Consider the following 20453-nt stretch of genomic DNA (forward strand, 5'->3'; position numbering starts at 1 on the left):
ATCGAAGCGAAGAGTCAGGTACAAGACTCAAAATTCAGCGTAAGCAAAGAAGTTAGGTGGGGAGAAAAACTGCCCGTAAAAGCCCGATTGGTGAAGACTAATAATCAGTGGGGATGAAGAAAATCCCCACTGAGTAAGTTTCACTTTATCCCGCATTAACGGGCAGTAATTTATCTGTATCGAAGCGAAGAGTCAGGTACAAGACTCAAAATTCAGCGTAAGCAAAGAAGTTAGGTGGGGAGAAAAACTGCCCGTAAAAGCCCGATTGGTGAAGACTAATAATCAGTGGGGATGAAGAAAATCCACTGATTAGGTATCACTTTATTGCTCAATATCATTGGAGGTAAATACTATGCATGTAATCATTGAATGGACCTATAAAGCGCTCAAGGGTGCAGAAACTGTATTGCGTTCAGAAGAAATGCCAGCAGCTCAAGCATTACTACTAGCAGAAGATATGGAACGGACAGGCAGAGTAAAATCATTGCAGTGTATCGATCGGCAGGATACCAATTGGTCACTAAAAGAGCTTAAGGCTTATTTGAAAGAAATTGATACTGAGCCACACAATATTACCGTCTACTTTGATGGTGGCTTTGATCGTGCAACAAGGCAATCTGGACTAGGTTGTGCTATTTACTATGAGCAAAATGGTAAGCCCTATCGATTAAGAAGAAATGCCTTTTCTTCTGAGCTCAAATCAAATAATGAGGCAGAATATGCGGCACTCTACTTAGGAATAGTTGAGCTCGAATTATTGAACGTTCACCATTTGCCAATTTGTTTCACAGGTGATTCACAGGTAGTGATTAATCAATTGAGTGGAGAATGGCCTGCACTTGAAAAGGATTTATCCAGCTGGGCAGATAAGATTGATGCCAAGTTAGAGGAGCTAGGAATTCAACCAGAATATAAGCTCGTAGCACGGAAAGAAAATTCAGAAGCAGATCGACTAGCAACTCAAGCATTAAACGGCATCGACATCACAGGTTTAAAGGAAATCGTCAAGGAGTAAACAATTAAAAATCTAAATCCATAATGTAAACCACCATATAAGTTATCAAGACTTAAATTGTAAAGGTCGTAAAATATAAAGGGTGATACATATTAGTCATATATAATATGTATCACCTTTTTCTTCTTGCTCAACAATCGCGCCCGATTGTGGAATAACCTTTACTTAAGATCTTTAACATTTAGTTTTATTGATTACTTACAATGTTGTTATAAATAGATAAACAAACAAAATAGTCAATAATAATAGGTTTAAATGTTTCCAAACTTTGATGATAAAGATGACTTAGCTACTCAAATTACATTCATCCACAACGGTGAGCTACTAATGGTGGAATGTTCTTTTGGAAAACTGGACTTTTTCGCAAAATTGGCTAATAAGAACCCAATAAAAATCCAGATACTAAATTTGCTTATGTTTAATGATAAAAAGTTGTTTAATTATTATGTTTTAATAGAGCAGAGCCTTACTACATTTTATTGTAGTAGGGCTCTTTAAAGTTGTTTAAAATGTTTCTACTTGAATGAAAACTTTACACACTTGACTTTCCCCTGTACGGGAAACTGTATACTTACAATATGTTATTAGATTGGAGGTGATATTTTGTTTAAAATCAGTGAATTTTCTAGGCTAAGCAAAGTATCGTTAAAAACATTGCGCTATTATGATCAGATTGGCATATTAAAGCCGAGAAAGGTGGACCATGATACTGGCTACCGATACTATTCAGCGGACCAGCTACTTGAGCTCAACCGAATCTTTATCTATAAGGAATTAGGGTTCACCTTGCCACAAATTATATGTTTGCTCCACGAAGATATTTCGTTGAAAGATATTCAAGGGATGTTTAAGCTGAAAAAAAGTGAAATCCAACTTGTTATCGATACGGAACAAGCCAAGCTCGCTCGGATTGAAGAGCGTATGCAACTTCTAGAACGAGAGGGACAGGTGGAATCAGATCAAGAAATCAGGATCAGGGCAGAAGGTGCTCAGCAGTTCCTTTCTTTGAAAGCACGCGGGAGAGAAGAAGACATTCCTGACCTATTTCGTACATTTAATCAATTATTAACAAAGGAAACGCGCCATTTGGCTCAAAGTCCTCAGGTCGTTTTATGGAAAGAAGTAGAGGAAAAAGAGGAGGAGTTCGAATTTGAAGTCGGCTATTTTTTAACCAGGGAGCTTCCGTTGTTTCCAGATGTATTTCAACTACGGACTCTCCCTCCTGAGCCGATGATGGCCACAATGGCCTTTCGTTCGGATTCTAATTTTGCTTGTACAGCCTGTGTTGATTTAGCTAAATGGATTGTGAAAAATAACTATAAGATCAAGGAAAACGAACCCGGTAGAGAAATATATTTACCGTTATCTACAACACAAGATGTCCAATTAATGGAAATACAAATACCTATTATAAATAAATAGCTGAAGGAGGAGTGAATTGAGTTGAAAAATAATCTAATCATCTATGTCTTATCACTTGTTGTTTTTCTAATCGGAACAGTTGAATACATTATTACAGGGGTTATTGAAATGATCGCTGTGGACTTTGGAGTAACTATTTCAGAGGCTGGATTATTAGTGACTTTATTTGCCCTTGCAGCAGCCATTGTCGCTCCAATTCTAATTGCTCTAACGATAAATATGGATCGCAAAAAGTTGCTCATGGCTACCGTTAGTGTGTTCATTGTCAGCAACGGACTAATGTTTTTAAGCCCTTCATATGAATCCGCACTATGGATACGAATTATTCAAGGGGTTAGCGGAGGAATCGCTACAGTGGTAGCCATGGCAGTAGCTACTAGACTAGTCGAAAAAGAAAGAAGAGGCCGTGCTATCGGCATTATTTTGATGGGCCTAAGCAGTTCGCTCGTGCTAGGTGTTCCAATCGGCACATTTTTTAGCGAAATGTTTGGATGGAGAGTTTTATTTATTTTGATCGGTTTATTAACCATTCTTCCATTGCTTATCATCTATAAAAAAGTTCCGGTAATCAAGGAAGAAGAAGCAGTTACCCTCAGGTCGCAGCTCTCTATTTTAAAAGATTCAAAAATTCTAACTGCCCTGGCTATTACTTTATTTTATGTCGGTGGATACGCTACACTATTTACTTATATTACGCCTTTCTTGCAAGCCACTTCCACTCTTTCTATAACCGAAATTAGTGGCATTCTATTTCTGGCTGGAATATGTAGCTTCCTTGGATCAAGAGTGGGCGGGCAATTGGCTGATGCAAAGGGGTCGAGATTCACAATTTGTTTTGGATTGCTGTTACAAGCAACAACGCTCCTCTTATTCGCACTATCTGGTATCAATCTCTTTGTATTGATCTTGGTTTTAATGATTTTTATGTTAGCAACTTGGAGTATTTCCCCTGCCCAGCAGCTATTTCTTGTCACTCTTGTACCTCGAAATCCAGACATTGCCCTAAGCGTAAATACTTCCTTTATTCAATTTGGTTTTGCGCTAGGGTCTGCATTAGGCGGATTTGTCATTGGTCGTACCTCTGTCCTGAATTTGAATTGGGTAGGTTTTGGCACTGTAAGTATCGCTTTATTTCTTGCCATCTTGCTATTCAAAAAAATGAATAGTAGAATTGAAACCCCTATTGTTACTAAAGTGAAATATTAAGTAGACCTAATTCCGCTTATATCCTACCTTTATATTGAAATGTTTGATTGAAAATCGGCATATTCGACAATAAAGGTAGTTTTTTTCTATAATCTATTTCAATCCTCTTGAGGGGTAATTGTTATACATATCCTGGTAATTTGAATTCTTCATTCTTTTATTTTCTCAACTTTCTCATTAATGTAGAGGTACTTGGCATCACGAACCCATGGTGTTAATACGCTATTTAACAATCTGGCAACAAACATAAAGAAAGGACGCATTTTCAGAAATGCGCCCTATAAATGGAATAACTAAATATGATTTCAATTATAAAACAAATTATTTCTCCCAAATTAATACAGCACGTTCTAAAACTGAATCCCAAGAGTCCTTTCCAGCAACGATTTTTTCTACATCATAGTCCACATAATACACAGCATCAATTTTTTCACTTTCATCAAACTTCCAGATATAATCCTGTTCATTGAGATTCTTCTCGTTATTAATTAGGCTTCTTGAAGGCGAATCAGCAATTGTTTCTGTATAAAAGATAAAACTCACATTCTTTTTCTCACCGTCAATTACCATTGGACTAGGGTAGGTCCCGTGAAAAGTAGCATAACTTTTACCGTAATAATGAGAAACCAATTGGTTATCATTTGGCATTTCAATTTTAAATAGATTTTTCGAGTACGGAATAACCCTTTCATAATAAAAAATACATAGATACGCTCCTAATAAAATGATAGCTGTAGCAAAAATGGAGGCAAGTGAAATGATTACTTTTTTCTTACGCCATTTTTTACCAACGCTCTTAAAAAGAGAGACTTTATTGTCTACTGGAATATAAAGATCTCGTTTCATGGATTCGTACTCCTTTTGACATTTATTACAATGCTGTAAATGCTCATCTACCATTTCTTTTGTATCTTGACTAACTACTTCATCAATATAGAGAGGTAAAACATCTTGAATGATTGTGCATTTAACCTCTTTCATGACCCATCTCCTCCATATACTCAATAATTTTTTTCCTCGCTCTGTAATAGGTCACTCTTGCCCATCCTGCACTTTTTCCAAAAAGATGCCCTATTTTCTCAAATGGTAATTCACCAAAAGTACGTAGTGAAAAGACCTCCTTATACGGCTCATTCATAGAGTGAAGAAACTGATGAACAGTAAAGGCATCTTCCTCGTTCATCAAATGCTTTACAATTTGCACTCCCATATTTGATTCTTCTACTACATCTGAATCTATTTGTCGTTTCTTTTTTTTGTAGTGCGAGAAATATGTATTTTTTGCAATTGTATAAAGCCACGCTCGAATATCTTTAGAACCATCAAATTTTTCAATTGATTTTAACGCTTTAAAAAATACCTCTTGCGTAATTTCTTCAGCTATACTCTCATCGTAGCTTAATGATTTGATAAACAAATAAACTTCTTTAAAGTATTCGCGATAGATTTCTTCAAAGTCGATCTCTTTTCACCCCTCTCACTTATATAACTCCTAGAATTTAATTACGTTACAAAAATTTTAAATATTTTACAATGGGCAATTATGTTATTTTCTCGATTACCAATCTCCAATTGATTCAGGATCAACATACTATATTTAATTTTCATCAAAATAAAAATCGGCATATTCAAAAGAATATACCTCATCATTCTTTAACTACTTCTATAATTTAGGCACAATATCATTTCCAGAAGTAATCAATTTATCTCCAGATTCTTCCTCTATTAAATGGCCCTTTCCATGAAGAAAGACGCTTTCCTAATTTCAGAAAAACGCCCAATTGTTGAACATCAAGATAGTATTTCCTCTTTTGCTTATAAAACTAAAGCCTCTTAATTTAAGATTGATTTTTAATTATTTCATCAAAATATTCACTTGGAATAGAAATGTCATTATCAATAAAAACCTTTGCCCAATGCTTGAACATATCAATATAAGAGTCTTTATCCATACTTAAATCGCCTAATTCATTAACGTCTCCTTGGACTTGTACTTTATCATGTTTAAGATCAACAATGACAGTCATATATGATTCTTCTTTGTATAAAACCGCACAGGTTACTTGTTGATTCACTAAATCAACTTTAGGAAATTCGTGTCGTACTCCTGTGGGCTTGAAAGTTGTATATCCAACATTAGATTGATTTGAATTATTCTCCATATTTTCACCTCAACATTCGTAAATAGAATACCTCGTTTATCAAATGTTAGTTAAAATTTTAACATAAATACCCATATTTTTCTTACTGAGTGTTATTCCACAATCTGGCCCGATTGTGGAATAAGAAAAGATCCTGGCATATCGACACAGGATCTTTAATCAATCTTTATTTTAAATAATCGAACTTTGTTATAAATGATCAATCTTTTTTATAAAACTACAAGAACAACTTACTCCTTCGTAACTTTTTGTAAACTTCTGCATAAGCTACTTTCAGCTGTTCTCTAAGCAGCTTGTTTTCTTCCTCCAATTTTTTGTTCTTCCTTTTTAGAGAGGCAATAAGGGCATCCTTATTGCTTTCATTCATTTCTCTTTTTACTTGTTTGGGTGTAGGTACTTGTGATTGCTGTTCTCGTAATGTTTCAATCCTGGTACGGAAGTCCTTATTGTTATAGAGTGTTGCTTTTGATACATTAGCTTCACTGGATACACTGTTAAAGTTTAATTTTCCATTAGCCTTTATAAGCCTTATAATGGCTTCATCTACCTTCTGAGAGGTGTTAGCCTTTCGGTTCGCGTGAATCGCTTTTAAGTGGGTAGAGCGGTCATATTCAGACATTTTTAACCCCCAACTTTCTTTTCATTCGATCTTGTCTACCAAAAATAATATTTCCTTCTTGAAGAGTATTTAAAATGCTTTGGTAACGTTGTAGATTCTTTTGGTTTTTCTCCACAATATCTTCTCGTCCTCGTTGTTTTGCTATTTCAATCGCCTTTGTGGTTGTTTTAATATGAAGTTCATACTTTTCCCTATCTAACTCTGAAAAACCTACCGCTAAATCCTTACATGGTGTTTGATTATCACCACATGTTAGACAAGGAGGTGCTTCCATATGAGGGCAGTTTCCGTTCAGCCGAGCGTGACACGTTCCATAAGGGTTGTCCATCGCATTTAGCTTATGATCCTGCCATAATGCATCCAATATGTCAGTTGGAATATCTTCAAAAGTGGAACTTAAAAAGGGGGATAAGATAGTAGCTTATACATTTGCAAACAAGCCACAAAAATTAATTTATCCGCCACAATTCAATCCTGATGTTGTCATTGTTGAAACAGAGGAAGCTGGATTTTTTGAAGTAGATTACTTCTTTGAAAATTTAACAAATACTTATGATATTTTAAAATTAAACATAAATGAAAAAACTGAACTTCTAAACGTTAGGGGAGATAAAGTTACAGCTAAAGATTTAGCGGAGAAGCACTTAGTTGTTTTCTATACAGCTTCAACAAAAAGTATCCCAGCACAAACAACACCTTCAAAGGTGATCATTCTTGATGGCGAGTCTGAAGCTACAATAGAAAATACCGTTGCAACAGAAATTGAAGCAATAATCGCGGCTGATTTTTATGAGGTAGATGGAACAAAAATGGTTCCATTACGCTTGATTGCTGAAAAACTTGGCTATAAAGTTGAGTCGGCAGGTAAAGGGACCATTGTATCAAAAGGCAATTTATCTTACACCATTACTCGTGGAGAAAAAATGTTTGGTTTTAACAAAGCATTACGCTCACTTCCTGTAGCACCTGCAATGTTAGAAGCAAATAAAACATATGTCCCAGTTGAATTTGTTGAGGAATACTTAAAATAATATGTTAAAAGAGTAAGCTAGAAGATTTCTAGCTTACTCTTTTTTAAGATATATTTTTAGACGCCACAAATTTTGGATACTTCTTGGCAAATAGTTGGATATTTCGCTTGAAAAAAATTGTATCCATAAAATCTTTAGCCAATTTTAATTCATCAGAGTACATTAATACGTGCCGAAAATGTTGCTGAATAAAATTTCGTGCATGTTCATAGTGCTTGTTGATAGAGATAGCACCGTAAATTTCTTCTTGATCGATAATATAAATAAAATCACAAAGTACTTTATGCATGCGATATTTTAATAAAACGGTAATGTAAAAAGTTTTTTCATCGCAACGCTCTATATCGAAATTATGAAATGTAACTTCTAGTTGTTGAATAAAGCTTGGAACGGAGGAAAAATAGTTATTTTTCATAAGAACCACTATCAACACCACCTTTACCAAAAATTATAAATAGAAAAAAATGATTTGTCTACAATTGAACAGAATATTCTGTTATTTAAAAGTTATAATTGTAGCTTTGCTTAAGCTTATAAAAATTTGTTACACTATTGATGCTGTAATTTTGAAAGAAGAGAGCGAAGAAAATGAAAATAATTCACATAGATCAGAAATATCCTGAGGATTGGATTCGCGTATTAAATCATATTGCGAATTTATTTTTTGAGGATTCAAAGCTAAAAGTAGAGACTGAAGAAGCTGATATGTCAGTATCGTTTGATCACCATGTTGGCGATGATTTCTCAGTGTCTACAAAAGCGGTACTTCAGGTAGAGGGTAAGCGTTATACGAATGAATACCGTATTCAATACGAATCTGAGGCAGAAGGTCGTGAGCTAAATATTCGTATTAAACGTGCCTTGTCTCATGTATTTTTAGATGTATTGGAGCAACATACAGGAATGTATCAGCAATGGGGAATTTTAACGGGTGTACGTCCAACCAAGCTCTATCATAAATTCCGAAAAGCTGGCAAAAGCGAGGAAGAAATTGCTGATATCCTTATTCGTGATTTCCGCCTATCAACTGAAAAGGTGGCGTTACTAAAAGAAATAGTTGATCGCCAGTTAGTAACGATCCCTGATATAGATGACATCGGAAAGGAAATAAGTATCTACATCGGTATTCCTTTCTGCCCAACTAAATGCGCCTATTGTACTTTCCCGGCCTATGCGATTGGGAGCAATCGAAAGCAGGGGCGTGTTGCTACATTTTTAGACGGACTGCATATTGAATTACGTGAAATGGGAAAATGGCTGAAGGAAAATAATATGAAAATCACTTCTATTTATTGGGGTGGTGGTACACCGACATCGATTGAAGCAGATGAAATGGATGCCTTGTATCAGACGATGTATGAGTCCTTCCCACATTCTGAAAAAATTCGTGAAGTAACAGTTGAAGCGGGTAGACCTGATACCATTACGCCAGAAAAACTAGAAGTATTAAAAAAATGGGGCATCGATCGAATAAGTGTTAATCCGCAATCTTATACAGATGAAACACTTAAAGCCATTGGTCGTCATCATACGGTACAGGAAACAATCGATAAGTTCTGGTTAGCACATGAATCAGGCATGAACAATATTAATATGGACTTAATTATTGGTTTACCGAATGAAGGCATTGAAGAATTCCAGCATTCTCTAGAGGAATCTGCAAAAATGCAGCCTGAATCACTCACGGTACACACCCTGTCATTTAAGCGTGCATCAGAAATGACACGTAACAAGGATAAATATAAGGTAGCGGATCGTGATACTGTTGCACAAATGATGAACATGGCACAAGTATGGACGAAGGAAAATGATTATGTACCGTACTATTTATATCGTCAAAAAAATATTTTAGGGAATTTAGAAAATGTCGGTTATAGTAAAGCTGGTGAGGAAAGCATCTATAATATTGTCATCATGGAAGAAGTGCAGACAATTTTAGGGATTGGCTGTGGAGCCTCTTCTAAATTTGTTCATCCCGAAACAGGGAAAATTACGCAATTCCATAACCCAAAGGATCCTGCAGCCTATATCATGACTTTTGAGGATGCAATCGGTAAGAAAATTGAGTTTTTAGACGAATTATATAATGCATAAAGAAAATGAAGGAGGCTGGGACAGAACCCGATTATTTTGAAAAATAGCGAAAATGGATAATAACTTTTCCGCCTCTCTGAGTTAAATATTCCTTCATAAATCAAAAAAATGTTAGACCGATTGTATCTTGGTCTAACATTTTTTCTTTTTGTCCCAGCCTCTTTTTTATCTCGATAAAACTGTTCCGAATAAAATATCAGGAAAGGTTATTGTTGAATTATAATGATTTGTAAAGGGAATTAAAAATGGAGGTGTAAAATGAAAGTCGTTATTAGTCCAGATTCATATAAGGGAACTTTGTCAGCTATCGAGGTGGCTCATGCAATGCAAGCGGGAATCTTGGAGGTTGATCAGGCAATCGAAACAGTCGTTCTACCGGTAGCAGACGGTGGAGAGGGCACTCTAGAATCTCTTATTACCACAACAGATGGTCAATATATTTCGGAAAATGTGCTTGACCCATTGGGGAGAGAAATAGAAGCGAGATTTGGTGTGCTTGGTGATCATGTAACGTGTGTTATTGAAATGGCTCAGGCATCCGGTATTATGCTGTTGCAGGGCAGTGAAAAAAATCCCGAGCTTGCATCAACGTATGGGACTGGTCAGTTAATCAAAGCTGCTCTAGATCGAGGCTTTAGGAAATTTATTATCGGAATTGGTGGTAGTGCTACAAATGATGCTGGTATTGGTATGTTAAAAGCACTTGGACTGCAATTTAGAAAAGAAGATGGCACATTAATTGCTAATGGAGTGTCAGCATTATTAGATTTGGCATCAATTGATGTTAGTCAGCTAGATTCGCGATTAGCTGAAGCGCAATTTATTGTCGCATGTGATGTTGATAATCCATTAATTGGAGAGCGGGGAGCAACTGCAATTTTTGGCCCACAAAAAGGCATTAAAGGGCATCAAATTGCTTATTTTGATGGTTATTTAAAGCGCTTTGCAGACATTGTTGAAAAACAGTTTAACATTCGACTTCACGATTACAAAGGGGCAGGCGCTGCTGGGGGAATGGGAGGCGCATTAATTGCTTTTTTTAATGGCACTTTTCATGCAGGGATTGATATTGTGATCGATGCCGTACAGCTAAAAAAGCATTTAGAAGGTGCAAAATTTATTATAACAGGTGAAGGCAAATCGGATCGTCAAACATTACATGGGAAGGCACCATTAGGGGTGGCGAAGGCTGCAAAATTAGCAAATGCACAGGTCATCTTATTATCTGGGGCTATCAGTGAAAACGATAAACTAGCATTGCTCGATTATTTTACTATTGTTGAGTCTTTAGTAGATGACAATATAACTGTTCAGCAAGCACTGCAAGAACCTTATCATTTGATTCGTCTGAAGACCAAAAAAATCTTTGAGGATTACGTATAAATGAGTAGATATTGTTTATCACTTTTAGGATAAATACTTTATGGGATTGGATTGTTATTACGGATATAATAGAAATCGGAGAGCTGCCCATGGGTAGCTCTCTTTTTGTATAATAGAAAAAGAGGAAAGGAGTTAGTAGATGAAAAAATTAATAGTAGTACTCTTTTGTATTTTTTTATTAGCAGGATGTACGGAAACATTAAAAACAGAGAAAATATCAGTAACTGCTGGACATGAAATGCAAGTGCATTTTATTGATGTAGGGCAAGGAGATTCGATTTTTATTGAATCACCGAACGGCAAGACGATGCTTGTTGATGGTGGTAGTAAGGGATCTGGAAAGCAGGTTGTTTCGTATTTACAAGAGCTTGGTGTGAATAAGCTCGATATAGTAGTCGCAACACATCCTGATGCAGACCATATAGGTGGTTTAATCCCTGTGTTAAACTCAATAGATATTGGACAATTTTATGATTCAGGGAAAGTACATACATCACAGACCTTTGAAGAAATGTTGACACTTATTGATGCAAAGAATATCCCTTATAATGTACCGAAAACAGGCGACAATATTGTGTTTGATGATGATCTTCAAGTGGAAGTGTTAAACGCAAATGAACATGCAACAGATAATAATGATGCTTCTATTGTTTTAAAAATTGCCTATGGTAATGTGTCATTTTTATTAACAGGGGACGCGGGAGTAGCGTTAGAAAAAGAAATGATGCAGTTTGATGTCAAGTCAACAGTCTTAAAGGCAGGGCATCATGGCTCTAATACAAGTAGCTCTGAGGAGTTTATTAAAGCAGTGCACCCAGAGATGACAATTTTAAGCTATGGAGAGGATAATAAATATGGACATCCTCATGCTGAAGTGGTAGAGCGCTTGCAAGCAATTGGCAGTAAAATTTACACAACTGCGGAAGCGGGAACTGTTATCGTATCTACAGATGGGGTAAACTATAATGTGAATTCGAAAGAATGGTCAGAAGCAATTGCTGAAGCGCCACAAACACCACAAACTAGTGCGAGCGTTGAGATTGTTAGTAAGGATTTAATAGAAGAAATTGTAGGCATTAAAAATAATGGTAATGAAGCAGTATCCTTAAAGGATTGGCAGCTTATTTCAATTGAAGGGTATCAAATTTTTAATTTTCCAAATGTGACCTTGCAGCCGGGGAAAACAGTCTATGTTACAAGTGGCACAAATGCACGAGAGGGTCAAAATTATTTAAAGTGGACAAAGCAACAAATTTGGTTGAATGATGGGGATGCGGCACAATTACTTAATGCGAAAGGGGATATTGTCAGTGAGCTCGACTAAATACACCTTAGACCGTATTGAAGATGGATATGCAGTTTTCTTAAAATACCCAGAGGAAGAGGAGCAAATGATCATTTTACAGTCCTCCATGAATAAGCCCGTACAGGTAGGCGATCGTGTGTTAATGGAAGAAATCGACGGCATCTATCATATTGAAATTTTAAAAGAAGAAACAGAGCAGAAAAAGGAAGAAATACAAAGCTTAATGGATAGATTGCGTAGGAAAAATCAATGATATTAAGAAAGCTGTGAGTAAACTTGCTCACAGCTTATTTATGTAGAAGGAATTTACTAAAAATGCTATGCTAAATATTTTGAATATATGCTAAAATAATTGTATTAATAGGAAGCTAGGAGCTGACACAATGTCAATCAACACAATTATTTTTGATTTAGATGATACGCTATTATGGGACAAAAAATCTGTTAAAACAGCATTTGAAAAAACATGTCAATATGTAGCGACAATACATAATGTTAATCCTACTGAGCTAGAGGAAGCGGTCCGTAAAGAAGCACGTGCGCTTTACGAAGGCTATGAAACATACGATTATACAGTGTTAATCGGTATTAACCCATTCGAAGGACTTTGGGGGACATTCGATGATCCAACTGATTCTTTCCAAAAAATGAAAGAGATTGTACCAGGATATCGTACAGAAGCTTGGACAAAAGGCTTAGCAGCTCTTGGAATTGATGATGCACAGCTAGGAGCTGAGTTAGGAGAGCGTTTTGTAGCAGAACGTAAAGTATCTCCATTCTTGTATGAAGATACTTTTGCCGTGTTAGACGAGCTGAAAGGAAAGTATCAACTTGTATTACTAACAAATGGAGCACCAAGTCTGCAAAATTTAAAGCTAGAAATTACACCAGAAATTGCACCATATTTTGACCATATTATTATCTCTGGGGACTTTGGTAAAGGGAAACCGGACGCCGCTATTTTCGAGCATGTAATGGAGAAGGCAGGTATTACAGCTGCTGATGCGATTATGGTTGGAGATAACTTAAATACGGATATCTTGGGTTCATCTCGAGTTGGAATGCGTAATGTTTGGATAAATCGTGAAAATAATGTACCAAATGGCGATGTCACACCAACGTATGAGGTAGACTCTTTAACGGCACTATTAGAACTTCTAAATAAGCTATAAGCAAAAATGTACTGACTCCCCGGGGAATCAGTACATTTTTTTGTATTTATCGAAACAAATATGACCTTTATCGAGACAATTTTGTGATTTATCGAAATAAATTTAGCTTTTATCGAAACAATATGGCGATTTATCGAGATATTTGTCGCTTGAATAAAAAGAATTATCAGAAAAAATAATTTATACTAGTTAATAAAAGTAAATACACTGAATCTAGTGATTAAGATCTGGAGAAATGTACTATATAGGACATCATGTTAATAGGGGTGTATATAATGAAAGCAAACCGTTTAGTGTTCGAAAATGCTATTGATATTAATCCACGATCAGGCATCATAAAGTTCAATGGGAATCGGATGATTTTAAAATCAGCTGAGGCACTTGGGTTTTTTAGGCGTGATATTATTCAAACATTGAATATAGAGCGGGCAAAAGGCTTTTTATTACGCTATGGTTGGGCCTGTGGCTATAGTGCTGGTGGCTCTATTGAAAAGATGTACAATTGGAAAGATTTGAAAGAGCTAATAAGGGCGGGCGCGGCAATCCACACATTAGAGGGCGTTGTAAGTGTACAAGTTGATGTGTTGGAAATAAGTAACGATAAATTTGAAATGGAAGGTAAATGGTTTCATTCTTACGAGGCGGAGGAGCATGTCCGCCATTTTGGTTTTAGTGATGAAAGTGTATGCTGGACATTGATCGGTTATGTAGCAGGTTTTTTAGCAAAAACCTATCCAAAGGAGATTGTTGTATTTGAAGAAAAGTGTCGTGGTAAATGCGATGATTATTGTAAATTTGTCGTTCGAACAAAGGAGCATGCCACACCAGAGCAATTGGATTTATTACGATATTTCCAAGAAACTTCCTTAGCTGACGAATTAGATGCTACGTATAATGAGCTAAAAACGCTCAATAATTCGATCATTCATTCTGATACCATCCACAAACAAATGACTCATGCAATGCTTGAAGGATATACGTTAAATCAACTCTTACATCTATTAAGCGATGCGTTGCAATGTAGTGTAACAATTGAACGTAGATATTTAATGAAGCCAATTGGTTATTATTTTATGCATAGCGATGATGAGCGAAATTATATAGAAGGAAGTCGTAAGAAAAAAGAGTTTCGACATGAATATGAGATTCTGACCATGAAAAAACAACTGGGAAGCTTGGTAATTCTCAGTCATAAAGATTTAACGCGTGAGCAAGAAATGATCATTGAACGTGCTGTGACGGTCTTTTCAGTTTATTTATATACACAAATGCAAATTGCCGAATCACAATGGAAAAGAAAGTCTGATTTTTTAGATGAAATCATGAGTAGGCAATCTTCCACAGAGGCGCTCATCAAAAAAGCTCGTAATATTTTTTATTTTGATCCGAGTAAAAATAATCGTGTCATTGTTATAACATCCGAGCAAGAGGAATCGGAAACCTTGCATAGCTTCTTAGTGACAGAGTATTTAAATGTTGAGTGCTTTATTAAAAATCAGGAAGTGCTACTGATTTTAGAGGATTGTGAGAGAAATATCGAATATATGTCGGATTTTGTTAGCAAATTATCGAAACGATTAAAAGAGCAATTCACACAATCTATATTCCAAATTGGTGTAGGGAAGAACGCCTTAAGGCTAGAAGAAATAGGGAATAGTTATAACGAGGCAAGATTAATTTGTAGATTTCTTCAAAGTACAGCATCAGGACGAACACAATCAGCTATTTACGAAAATTTTCAACATATTATGCTATTTTTAAAAACGACAAACCCAAGGGAGCTTTTACAGTTTTATGGAGAGGTGCTTGGTCAGTTATTGGAATATGATGAGCAAAATCATGCAACGCTTGTCCATACGTTAGAGGTTTTTTTAAATCATAGTGGAAATGTAAATAAAACAGCAAAGGCTCTGAATCTATCAATTCCTGGCTTCCGTTACCGAATGGACAAAATCGAATCTTTATTGCAAGAAGATTTACGTACAGGAGATGGACGTTTCCGTTGTCAGTTAGCCTTGAAAATCTATTATGTAATTAAAGCGTTAAATGATAAAAAGTAGAAAAGTCAGCGAGTTTGCTGGCTTTTTTCTATTTTGTGCGCGAATTCCTTTCAAAATTTAAAGAAAAAATAGAGAATACTATACATTTTATAAATTATCTAAAAATTCAAAAAGTATTACATTTATAAAGACATGTCAAACAAGAAAAAATAATTGTAGGAGGGAAGGGAATGGTTGTAAAACAAAGTACGAAGCCATTGACAGGGCAGGAATATTTAGAAAGTTTAAAGGATAGTCGTGAAATTTGGTTACATGGTGAACGTGTAAAGGATGTCACGACCCATCCAGCTTTTCGGAATTCAGCGCGATCGATTTCACGTTTATATGATGCCATGCATGACCCGCAATACAAAGATATTTTAACTTGTGAAACAGATACAGGTAGTGGCGGTTATACACACAAGTATTTCCGTGCAGCACGTAGCGCGGATGATTTAATCCAAGGACGAGATGCTATTGTTGCTTGGGCACGCCTAACATATGGGCAAATGGGGCGGACACCAGACTATAAAGCTTCATTCCTTGCAACACTTGGCGGGAACCCTGAATACTATTCACCTTATCAGGAAAATGCAAAGCGTTGGTATAAAGAGGCACAAGAGCGCAATTGGTTCTTCAATCATGCAATTGTGAATCCTCCTGTAGACCGACATAAAGATGTCCATGAGGTTGGGGATGTTTTTATTCAAGTGGAACGTGAAACGGACGAAGGATTAATAGTTAGTGGTTCGAAAATGGTGGCTACGGGTTCTGCTATTACGAATTACAATTTTGTCGGTACGTATGGTCTACCGATTAAAGATAAAAAATTTGCTGTTGTCTTTATCGCACCAATGGATGCACCTGGTGTGAAACTTATTAGTCGTGCTTCCTATGAAATGACGTCGGCCATTATGGGAAGTCCATTTGATTATCCTCTAAGTAGCCGTTTCGATGAAAATGATGCAGTACTTGTATTCGAGCAAGCGCTTATTCCTTGGGAAAATATATTAATTTATGAAGATATGCAAAAGACAACTTCATTTTTTGTAGAAAGCGGTTTCATTAATCGCTTCACCTTCCAAGGTGTCACACGTTTAGCTGTAAAATTAGATTTTATTATTGGTGTATTGTTGAAAGCATTAAAGACAGCAGGTACTGACCAATTCCGTGGCGTGCAGGTGCATATTGGAGAAATTATAGCTTGGCGGCATATGTTCTGGTCATTAAGTGATGCGATGGCTCTGAATCCTGAGAAAAAAGATAATGGCATTGTTATTCCGAATTTAAGTGGTGGATTAGCATATCGCGTATTCTTGCAGGAAGGCTGGCCGAAGATCAAAGGTATTATCCAACAACTCGTTGCAGGGAACTTAATTGTACAGCCATCTAGTGCAAGAGATTTTTTAAACGAGGAATTCCGTCCTACATTAGATAAACTCTACAGAGGTTCGAATGGTATTGAGGCACTTGAAAAAATAAAAACAATTAAATTACTTTGGGATGCAATTGGTACTGAATTTGGTGGTCGTAGTGAATTATATGAGCGTAATTACGCTGGTAATCACGAAGATATTCGATTACAAACATTGTTTGGTGCACAAGGTAGCGGTAAAACAGATGAGTTCATAGCGTTTGCTGAGCAATGTATGGCAGATTACGACTTAACGGGATGGACAGACCCAACTTGGGTTAATCCAGATGATGTGAATTATTTTACAAATAAAAAATGATAATAATTTAGGGGGAATGTTTGATGTCAAATTTTGATGTAGCACAACTAGCGCATGTGGAGCTTTACACACCAAAGCCAGAGGAATCTTTAAAGTTTTTCACAGATTATATGGGATTACAAATTACAGCACGCGAGGGGCAATCGGTTTATTTAAGAGGTTATGAGGATTTTTATCATCACACATTAAAACTAACTGAAGGAAAAGAAGCTGGTCTCGGACATTCTGCTTGGCGAGCAAGTTCACCAGAAGCGCTAGAACGTCGTGTCGCATCTTTAGAAAAAAGCGGTTACGGTAAAGGCTGGATTGATGGTGATTTAGGTCATGGTCGTGCCTACCAATTCGTCACTCCAGATGGACACAATCAAGAGATTTTATGGGAAGTGGATTATTTTCAACCAGCTGAAGATCAAAAAACATTATTAAAAAGTCGTCCTCAAAAACGTCCATTAACGGGTATCCCAGCACGTCGTTTGGATCATATCAACTTAATGTGTGGAGATGTAGCGAAAAATCGCGAGTTTATGTCTGAGCATTTAGGCTTCAAATTACGTGAACAAATTGTCTTGAACAATAATGAAGAAATCGGTGCATGGATGAGTGTAAGCCCACTTGTACATGAGGTAGCGTTAATGAACGACCAAACTGGTAATAGTGGACGCTTCCATCATATTGCATTTTGGTATGGCTATCCACAGCACCTCATGGATACGGCAGATATTTTTGCAGAAAACGGTATTCAAATAGAAGCAGGGCCAGGTAAACATGGTGTGAGTCAAGCGTACTTCATGTACGTAATGGAGCCTGGTGGCAACCGAGTGGAATTATTTGGTGACTCAGGTTACCTAATTTTTGATCCTGACTGGAAGCCGATAACATGGCGTGAAAATGAGTTAGACGAAGCGATTATTTGGTATGGCTCTCCACTACCGAATGAGTATTTCTTATATGGTACACCGAATCGAGCAGTAAAGGTTCCAGTGAAATAACTATATACAACAGCAATGAATTAATAAGTGAAAAATCCGAAGGGCTGTCTTAAATACTATATTAAAGTATTTGAGACAGCTCTATATCTCAAGGAGGTTATGTAATGGAGGATCGTCTATTTAGAAGTGCGATGGGGAAATTTGCAACAGGCGTTACGGTGATTACAACAAATGTAAAAGGCGATATACATGGCATGACTGCAAATGCATTCATGTCTGTTTCACTTGATCCAAAATTAGTTGTCATCTCTATTGGAGAAAAAGCCTCTATGCTGAAGCATATTCAGCAAAGTGGGACATTTACGATTAATATTTTATCGGCACAGCAGCAAGAATTATCGATGCTATTTGCGGGACAAATCAAAGAAAAGCGTGATGTAAAATTCGGTGATTTACAAGGTGCACCTACGATTGAAGGTGCTATTGCACAAGTTAGTTGTGAGGTAGCAAGCACATATATGGAAGGCGATCATACGTTATTTATCGGCAGAGTGAAAAACATCCATATAGAAGACGGGGAGCCATTGCTATTCTTTAATGGCCAGTACGGTGCACTATCAATAGAAACAACTATGCAAGTCTAGGAGGTAGGCAATGGATAGACAACTATATGCAGTGAAATTACAGGAAGCTGAGGAAACGAAGCACCCTATCGAGCCACTAACATCAACATTTCCAGAAATAACTGTAGATGACGCCTATGCTATTCAATTACTTCAGATTGCCACAAAACAACAAGAAGGTAAGAAAATTGTTGGTAAAAAAATTGGCTTAACAAGTAAGGCGATGCAGCAGCAATTTAATGTTACGGAGCCAGACTATGGCCATATTTTATCGAATATGGTGGAAATCGATGGCGCAATAATCTCACTCAATCATTTCATTCAAGCAAAGTTAGAATTTGAGATTGCGTTTGTTTTAAAGAAAGACTTATATGGACCCAATATTACAGTGGAGGATGTTATTGAGGCGACAGATTATATTGTTCCAGCACTTGAAGTGATTGATAGTCGTATAGCTGATTGGAAAATTCGCTTTGAAGATACCGTCGCAGATAATGGCTCCTCTGCCTTGGTGATCATTGGTGGGAAGCCTACAAAATTGAAAGATGTGGACTTACCGCATATTGGTATGAACGTTTATCGTAATGGTGAGTTGTTTGATAGTGCCGCCGCTGCTGCTGTAATGGGTAATCCATTACGTGCTGTTGCATGGTTAGCCAATAAGCTAAGTAAATATCATATCGGTTTGCAAGCAGGCGAATTTGTATTGGCAGGAGCATTAACAGCGGCAGTTACCATTGAGGATGGAGATACGTTTACGGCTGAGTTTGCTCATCTAGGTGCTGTGTCCGCTACGTTTAGGCTAGAGGAGGAGAAATGAAGATGGCAAAATTGAAAGTTGCAATTTTAGGCTCCGGTAATATTGGTACAGATTTAATGTACAAAATTGAACGCAGTAATTACTTAACAATGAGTGTCATGGTAGGCATTGATCCTGCCTCTGAAGGGATTCAACGTGCAAAGGCACGAGGCTATCATACAATCACTAATGGAATTGAGGGCTTAGTTATATGTCCAGAACTCTTTGATATTGTGTTTGATGCTACAACTGCAAAGGCCCATCCTTTACACAGTGAGAGGATACTTGCGCTTGGTAAAAAGATGATTGATTTAACGCCAGCTGCTATTGGCCCATTTGTTGTACCTTGTGCAAACTTAGGGGAATTTGTTACAGCTGATAATGTCAATATGGTGACATGCGGTGGGCAGGCGACGATTCCAATTGTCTATGCCATTAACCAAGTTGCAGATGTGGAATATGCTGAAATCGTTGCTACGGTAGCAAGTAAAAGTGCAGGACCGGGTACACGTGCTAATATTGATGAATTTACACGGACAACAGCAAAAGCAATAGAGGACGTGGGCGGGGCGAAAAAGGGAAAAGCCATTATTATCTTAAATCCAGCTGATCCGCCAATTATCATGCGTGATACTGTGCATGTGCTAGTGAATGATGATAATAAAGAGCAAGCAATTATCAAGGCCATAGAAGAAATAGTGCAAGCTGTTCAGCAATATGTACCAGGATACCGCATGACAAGTGCTCCTATTTTTAATGGTAAACAAATATCAATCTTTTTAGAAGTGGAAGGAGCAGGGGACTTTTTCCCAACCTATTCAGGGAATCTCGATATTATGACGGCTGCAGCAGTACAAGTGGGCAATGAAATCGCTAAACAGCATCATGAAACAGTGAAGGCGAACTAAGCGGAGGCGAGT

Annotated in this window: 20 protein-coding genes and 1 pseudogene; 15 read left to right on the forward strand and 6 right to left on the reverse strand. The window is 36.9% G+C overall.

Annotated features, from left to right (window positions below; translation table 11 throughout):
• Positions 1 to 352: 352 nt before the first annotated feature.
• The 3 genes from ACIQXF_RS16360 to ACIQXF_RS16370 all read left to right on the forward strand — a co-directional run bounded on the left by ACIQXF_RS16360 (position 353) and on the right by ACIQXF_RS16370 (position 3643).
• On the forward strand, positions 353 to 1015 hold the full coding sequence (locus ACIQXF_RS16360; RefSeq protein WP_402784647.1) for a ribonuclease H family protein: 663 nt from the start codon (positions 353 to 355) through the stop codon (positions 1013 to 1015).
• Between the two features lie 603 nt (positions 1016 to 1618).
• Positions 1619 to 2437: a MerR family transcriptional regulator gene (locus ACIQXF_RS16365; RefSeq protein ID WP_402784650.1), complete on the forward strand. Its 819-nt coding sequence runs from the start codon at positions 1619 to 1621 to the stop codon at positions 2435 to 2437.
• A gap of 21 nt (positions 2438 to 2458) precedes the next feature.
• On the forward strand, positions 2459 to 3643 hold the full coding sequence (locus ACIQXF_RS16370; protein ID WP_402784653.1) for an MFS transporter: 1185 nt from the start codon (positions 2459 to 2461) through the stop codon (positions 3641 to 3643).
• A 321-nt stretch (positions 3644 to 3964) separates the two neighbouring features.
• Here ACIQXF_RS16370 and ACIQXF_RS16375 read toward each other — a convergent pair whose 3' ends face one another.
• The 5 genes and pseudogenes from ACIQXF_RS16375 to ACIQXF_RS16395 form a co-directional block, all read right to left on the reverse strand.
• The gene (locus tag ACIQXF_RS16375; protein WP_402784656.1) at positions 3965 to 4624 is read right to left on the reverse strand and encodes a zf-HC2 domain-containing protein; all 660 of its coding nucleotides are present in this window, start codon (positions 4622 to 4624) and stop codon (positions 3965 to 3967) included.
• Complete coding sequence (locus tag ACIQXF_RS16380; protein ID WP_402784807.1) at positions 4611 to 5105, reverse strand: RNA polymerase sigma factor; 495 nt, start codon at positions 5103 to 5105, stop codon at positions 4611 to 4613. Before ACIQXF_RS16380 ends, ACIQXF_RS16375 begins: the two co-directional genes overlap by 14 nt.
• Positions 5106 to 5481: 376 nt before the next feature.
• Positions 5482 to 5805 carry a hypothetical protein gene (locus tag ACIQXF_RS16385; RefSeq protein ID WP_402784659.1) on the reverse strand — a complete coding sequence of 108 codons (324 nt, stop codon included), beginning with the start codon at positions 5803 to 5805 and terminating at the stop codon, positions 5482 to 5484.
• A 217-nt stretch (positions 5806 to 6022) separates the two neighbouring features.
• Positions 6023 to 6424 carry a DUF6262 family protein gene (locus ACIQXF_RS16390; protein ID WP_402784662.1) on the reverse strand — a complete coding sequence of 134 codons (402 nt, stop codon included), beginning with the start codon at positions 6422 to 6424 and terminating at the stop codon, positions 6023 to 6025.
• Positions 6417 to 6809, reverse strand: a pseudogene (locus ACIQXF_RS16395) (tyrosine-type recombinase/integrase); the annotation flags it as partial. The gene ACIQXF_RS16390 and the pseudogene ACIQXF_RS16395, both read right to left, overlap by 8 nt.
• Positions 6810 to 6813: 4 nt before the next feature.
• Here ACIQXF_RS16395 and ACIQXF_RS16400 point away from each other — a divergent pair.
• Positions 6814 to 7455 carry a stalk domain-containing protein gene (locus ACIQXF_RS16400; protein ID WP_402784665.1) on the forward strand — a complete coding sequence of 214 codons (642 nt, stop codon included), beginning with the start codon at positions 6814 to 6816 and terminating at the stop codon, positions 7453 to 7455.
• 43 nt (positions 7456 to 7498) lie between these two features.
• On the opposite strand, the gene ACIQXF_RS16405 is transcribed toward ACIQXF_RS16400, so the two are convergent.
• On the reverse strand, positions 7499 to 7870 hold the full coding sequence (locus tag ACIQXF_RS16405; protein ID WP_402784810.1) for a hypothetical protein: 372 nt from the start codon (positions 7868 to 7870) through the stop codon (positions 7499 to 7501).
• A 173-nt stretch (positions 7871 to 8043) separates the two neighbouring features.
• Between ACIQXF_RS16405 and ACIQXF_RS16410 the strand changes: the two genes are divergently transcribed.
• From ACIQXF_RS16410 to ACIQXF_RS16460, 11 genes are all read left to right on the forward strand, one after another.
• Positions 8044 to 9549, forward strand: coding sequence for a coproporphyrinogen III oxidase (locus tag ACIQXF_RS16410; RefSeq protein WP_402784668.1), 1506 nt, complete (start codon positions 8044 to 8046; stop codon positions 9547 to 9549).
• A 258-nt stretch (positions 9550 to 9807) separates the two neighbouring features.
• Positions 9808 to 10932 (forward strand): glycerate kinase, encoded by a 1125-nt coding sequence (locus tag ACIQXF_RS16415; protein WP_402784671.1) that lies wholly within the window; start codon positions 9808 to 9810, stop codon positions 10930 to 10932.
• Between the two features lie 139 nt (positions 10933 to 11071).
• Complete coding sequence (locus tag ACIQXF_RS16420) at positions 11072 to 12256, forward strand: MBL fold metallo-hydrolase (RefSeq protein WP_402784674.1); 1185 nt, start codon at positions 11072 to 11074, stop codon at positions 12254 to 12256.
• The gene (locus ACIQXF_RS16425) at positions 12243 to 12491 is read left to right on the forward strand and encodes a DUF3006 family protein (protein WP_402784677.1); all 249 of its coding nucleotides are present in this window, start codon (positions 12243 to 12245) and stop codon (positions 12489 to 12491) included. The genes ACIQXF_RS16420 and ACIQXF_RS16425 overlap by 14 nt, the downstream gene beginning before the upstream one ends.
• Before the next feature lie 130 nt (positions 12492 to 12621).
• Positions 12622 to 13410 carry an HAD family hydrolase gene (locus ACIQXF_RS16430; RefSeq protein WP_402784680.1) on the forward strand — a complete coding sequence of 263 codons (789 nt, stop codon included), beginning with the start codon at positions 12622 to 12624 and terminating at the stop codon, positions 13408 to 13410.
• A 275-nt stretch (positions 13411 to 13685) separates the two neighbouring features.
• Positions 13686 to 15470: a XylR N-terminal domain-containing protein gene (locus tag ACIQXF_RS16435; RefSeq protein WP_402784683.1), complete on the forward strand. Its 1785-nt coding sequence runs from the start codon at positions 13686 to 13688 to the stop codon at positions 15468 to 15470.
• A gap of 170 nt (positions 15471 to 15640) precedes the next feature.
• The gene (locus tag ACIQXF_RS16440; protein ID WP_402784686.1) at positions 15641 to 17182 is read left to right on the forward strand and encodes a 4-hydroxyphenylacetate 3-hydroxylase N-terminal domain-containing protein; all 1542 of its coding nucleotides are present in this window, start codon (positions 15641 to 15643) and stop codon (positions 17180 to 17182) included.
• Between the two features lie 23 nt (positions 17183 to 17205).
• Entirely contained in the window at positions 17206 to 18171 is a 966-nt protein-coding gene (locus tag ACIQXF_RS16445; RefSeq protein WP_402784688.1) for a catechol 2,3-dioxygenase, read from the forward strand.
• 104 nt (positions 18172 to 18275) lie between these two features.
• Positions 18276 to 18755 carry a flavin reductase family protein gene (locus ACIQXF_RS16450; RefSeq protein ID WP_402784691.1) on the forward strand — a complete coding sequence of 160 codons (480 nt, stop codon included), beginning with the start codon at positions 18276 to 18278 and terminating at the stop codon, positions 18753 to 18755.
• A 10-nt stretch (positions 18756 to 18765) separates the two neighbouring features.
• A complete protein-coding gene (locus tag ACIQXF_RS16455; RefSeq protein ID WP_402784693.1) occupies positions 18766 to 19554 on the forward strand; it encodes a 2-keto-4-pentenoate hydratase in 789 nt (262 codons plus the stop codon).
• A gap of 2 nt (positions 19555 to 19556) precedes the next feature.
• Positions 19557 to 20441 carry an acetaldehyde dehydrogenase (acetylating) gene (locus ACIQXF_RS16460; RefSeq protein ID WP_402784695.1) on the forward strand — a complete coding sequence of 295 codons (885 nt, stop codon included), beginning with the start codon at positions 19557 to 19559 and terminating at the stop codon, positions 20439 to 20441.
• Positions 20442 to 20453: the final 12 nt, after the last annotated feature.

Source organism: Lysinibacillus sp. NPDC097231 (genome assembly GCF_044761885.1).
Taxonomy (GTDB): Bacteria; Bacillota; Bacilli; order Bacillales_A; family Planococcaceae; genus Lysinibacillus.

Excerpts from the sequence above, each read along its gene's own strand:
- ACIQXF_RS16360 (WP_402784647.1), top strand. The coding sequence starts at position 353 with ATGCATGTAATCATTGAATGGACCTATAAAGCGCTCAAGGGTGCAGAA.
- ACIQXF_RS16375 (WP_402784656.1), bottom strand. The coding sequence starts at position 4,624 with ATGAAAGAGGTTAAATGCACAATCATTCAAGATGTTTTACCTCTCTAT.
- ACIQXF_RS16385 (WP_402784659.1), bottom strand. The coding sequence starts at position 5,805 with ATGGAGAATAATTCAAATCAATCTAATGTTGGATATACAACTTTCAAG.
- ACIQXF_RS16390 (WP_402784662.1), bottom strand. The coding sequence starts at position 6,424 with ATGTCTGAATATGACCGCTCTACCCACTTAAAAGCGATTCACGCGAAC.
- ACIQXF_RS16405 (WP_402784810.1), bottom strand. The coding sequence starts at position 7,870 with ATGAAAAATAACTATTTTTCCTCCGTTCCAAGCTTTATTCAACAACTA.
- ACIQXF_RS16410 (WP_402784668.1), top strand. The coding sequence starts at position 8,044 with ATGAAAATAATTCACATAGATCAGAAATATCCTGAGGATTGGATTCGC.
- ACIQXF_RS16415 (WP_402784671.1), top strand. The coding sequence starts at position 9,808 with ATGAAAGTCGTTATTAGTCCAGATTCATATAAGGGAACTTTGTCAGCT.
- ACIQXF_RS16420 (WP_402784674.1), top strand. The coding sequence starts at position 11,072 with ATGAAAAAATTAATAGTAGTACTCTTTTGTATTTTTTTATTAGCAGGA.
- ACIQXF_RS16430 (WP_402784680.1), top strand. The coding sequence starts at position 12,622 with ATGTCAATCAACACAATTATTTTTGATTTAGATGATACGCTATTATGG.
- ACIQXF_RS16435 (WP_402784683.1), top strand. The coding sequence starts at position 13,686 with ATGAAAGCAAACCGTTTAGTGTTCGAAAATGCTATTGATATTAATCCA.
- ACIQXF_RS16440 (WP_402784686.1), top strand. The coding sequence starts at position 15,641 with ATGGTTGTAAAACAAAGTACGAAGCCATTGACAGGGCAGGAATATTTA.
- ACIQXF_RS16445 (WP_402784688.1), top strand. The coding sequence starts at position 17,206 with ATGTCAAATTTTGATGTAGCACAACTAGCGCATGTGGAGCTTTACACA.
- ACIQXF_RS16450 (WP_402784691.1), top strand. The coding sequence starts at position 18,276 with ATGGAGGATCGTCTATTTAGAAGTGCGATGGGGAAATTTGCAACAGGC.
- ACIQXF_RS16455 (WP_402784693.1), top strand. The coding sequence starts at position 18,766 with ATGGATAGACAACTATATGCAGTGAAATTACAGGAAGCTGAGGAAACG.
- ACIQXF_RS16460 (WP_402784695.1), top strand. The coding sequence starts at position 19,557 with ATGGCAAAATTGAAAGTTGCAATTTTAGGCTCCGGTAATATTGGTACA.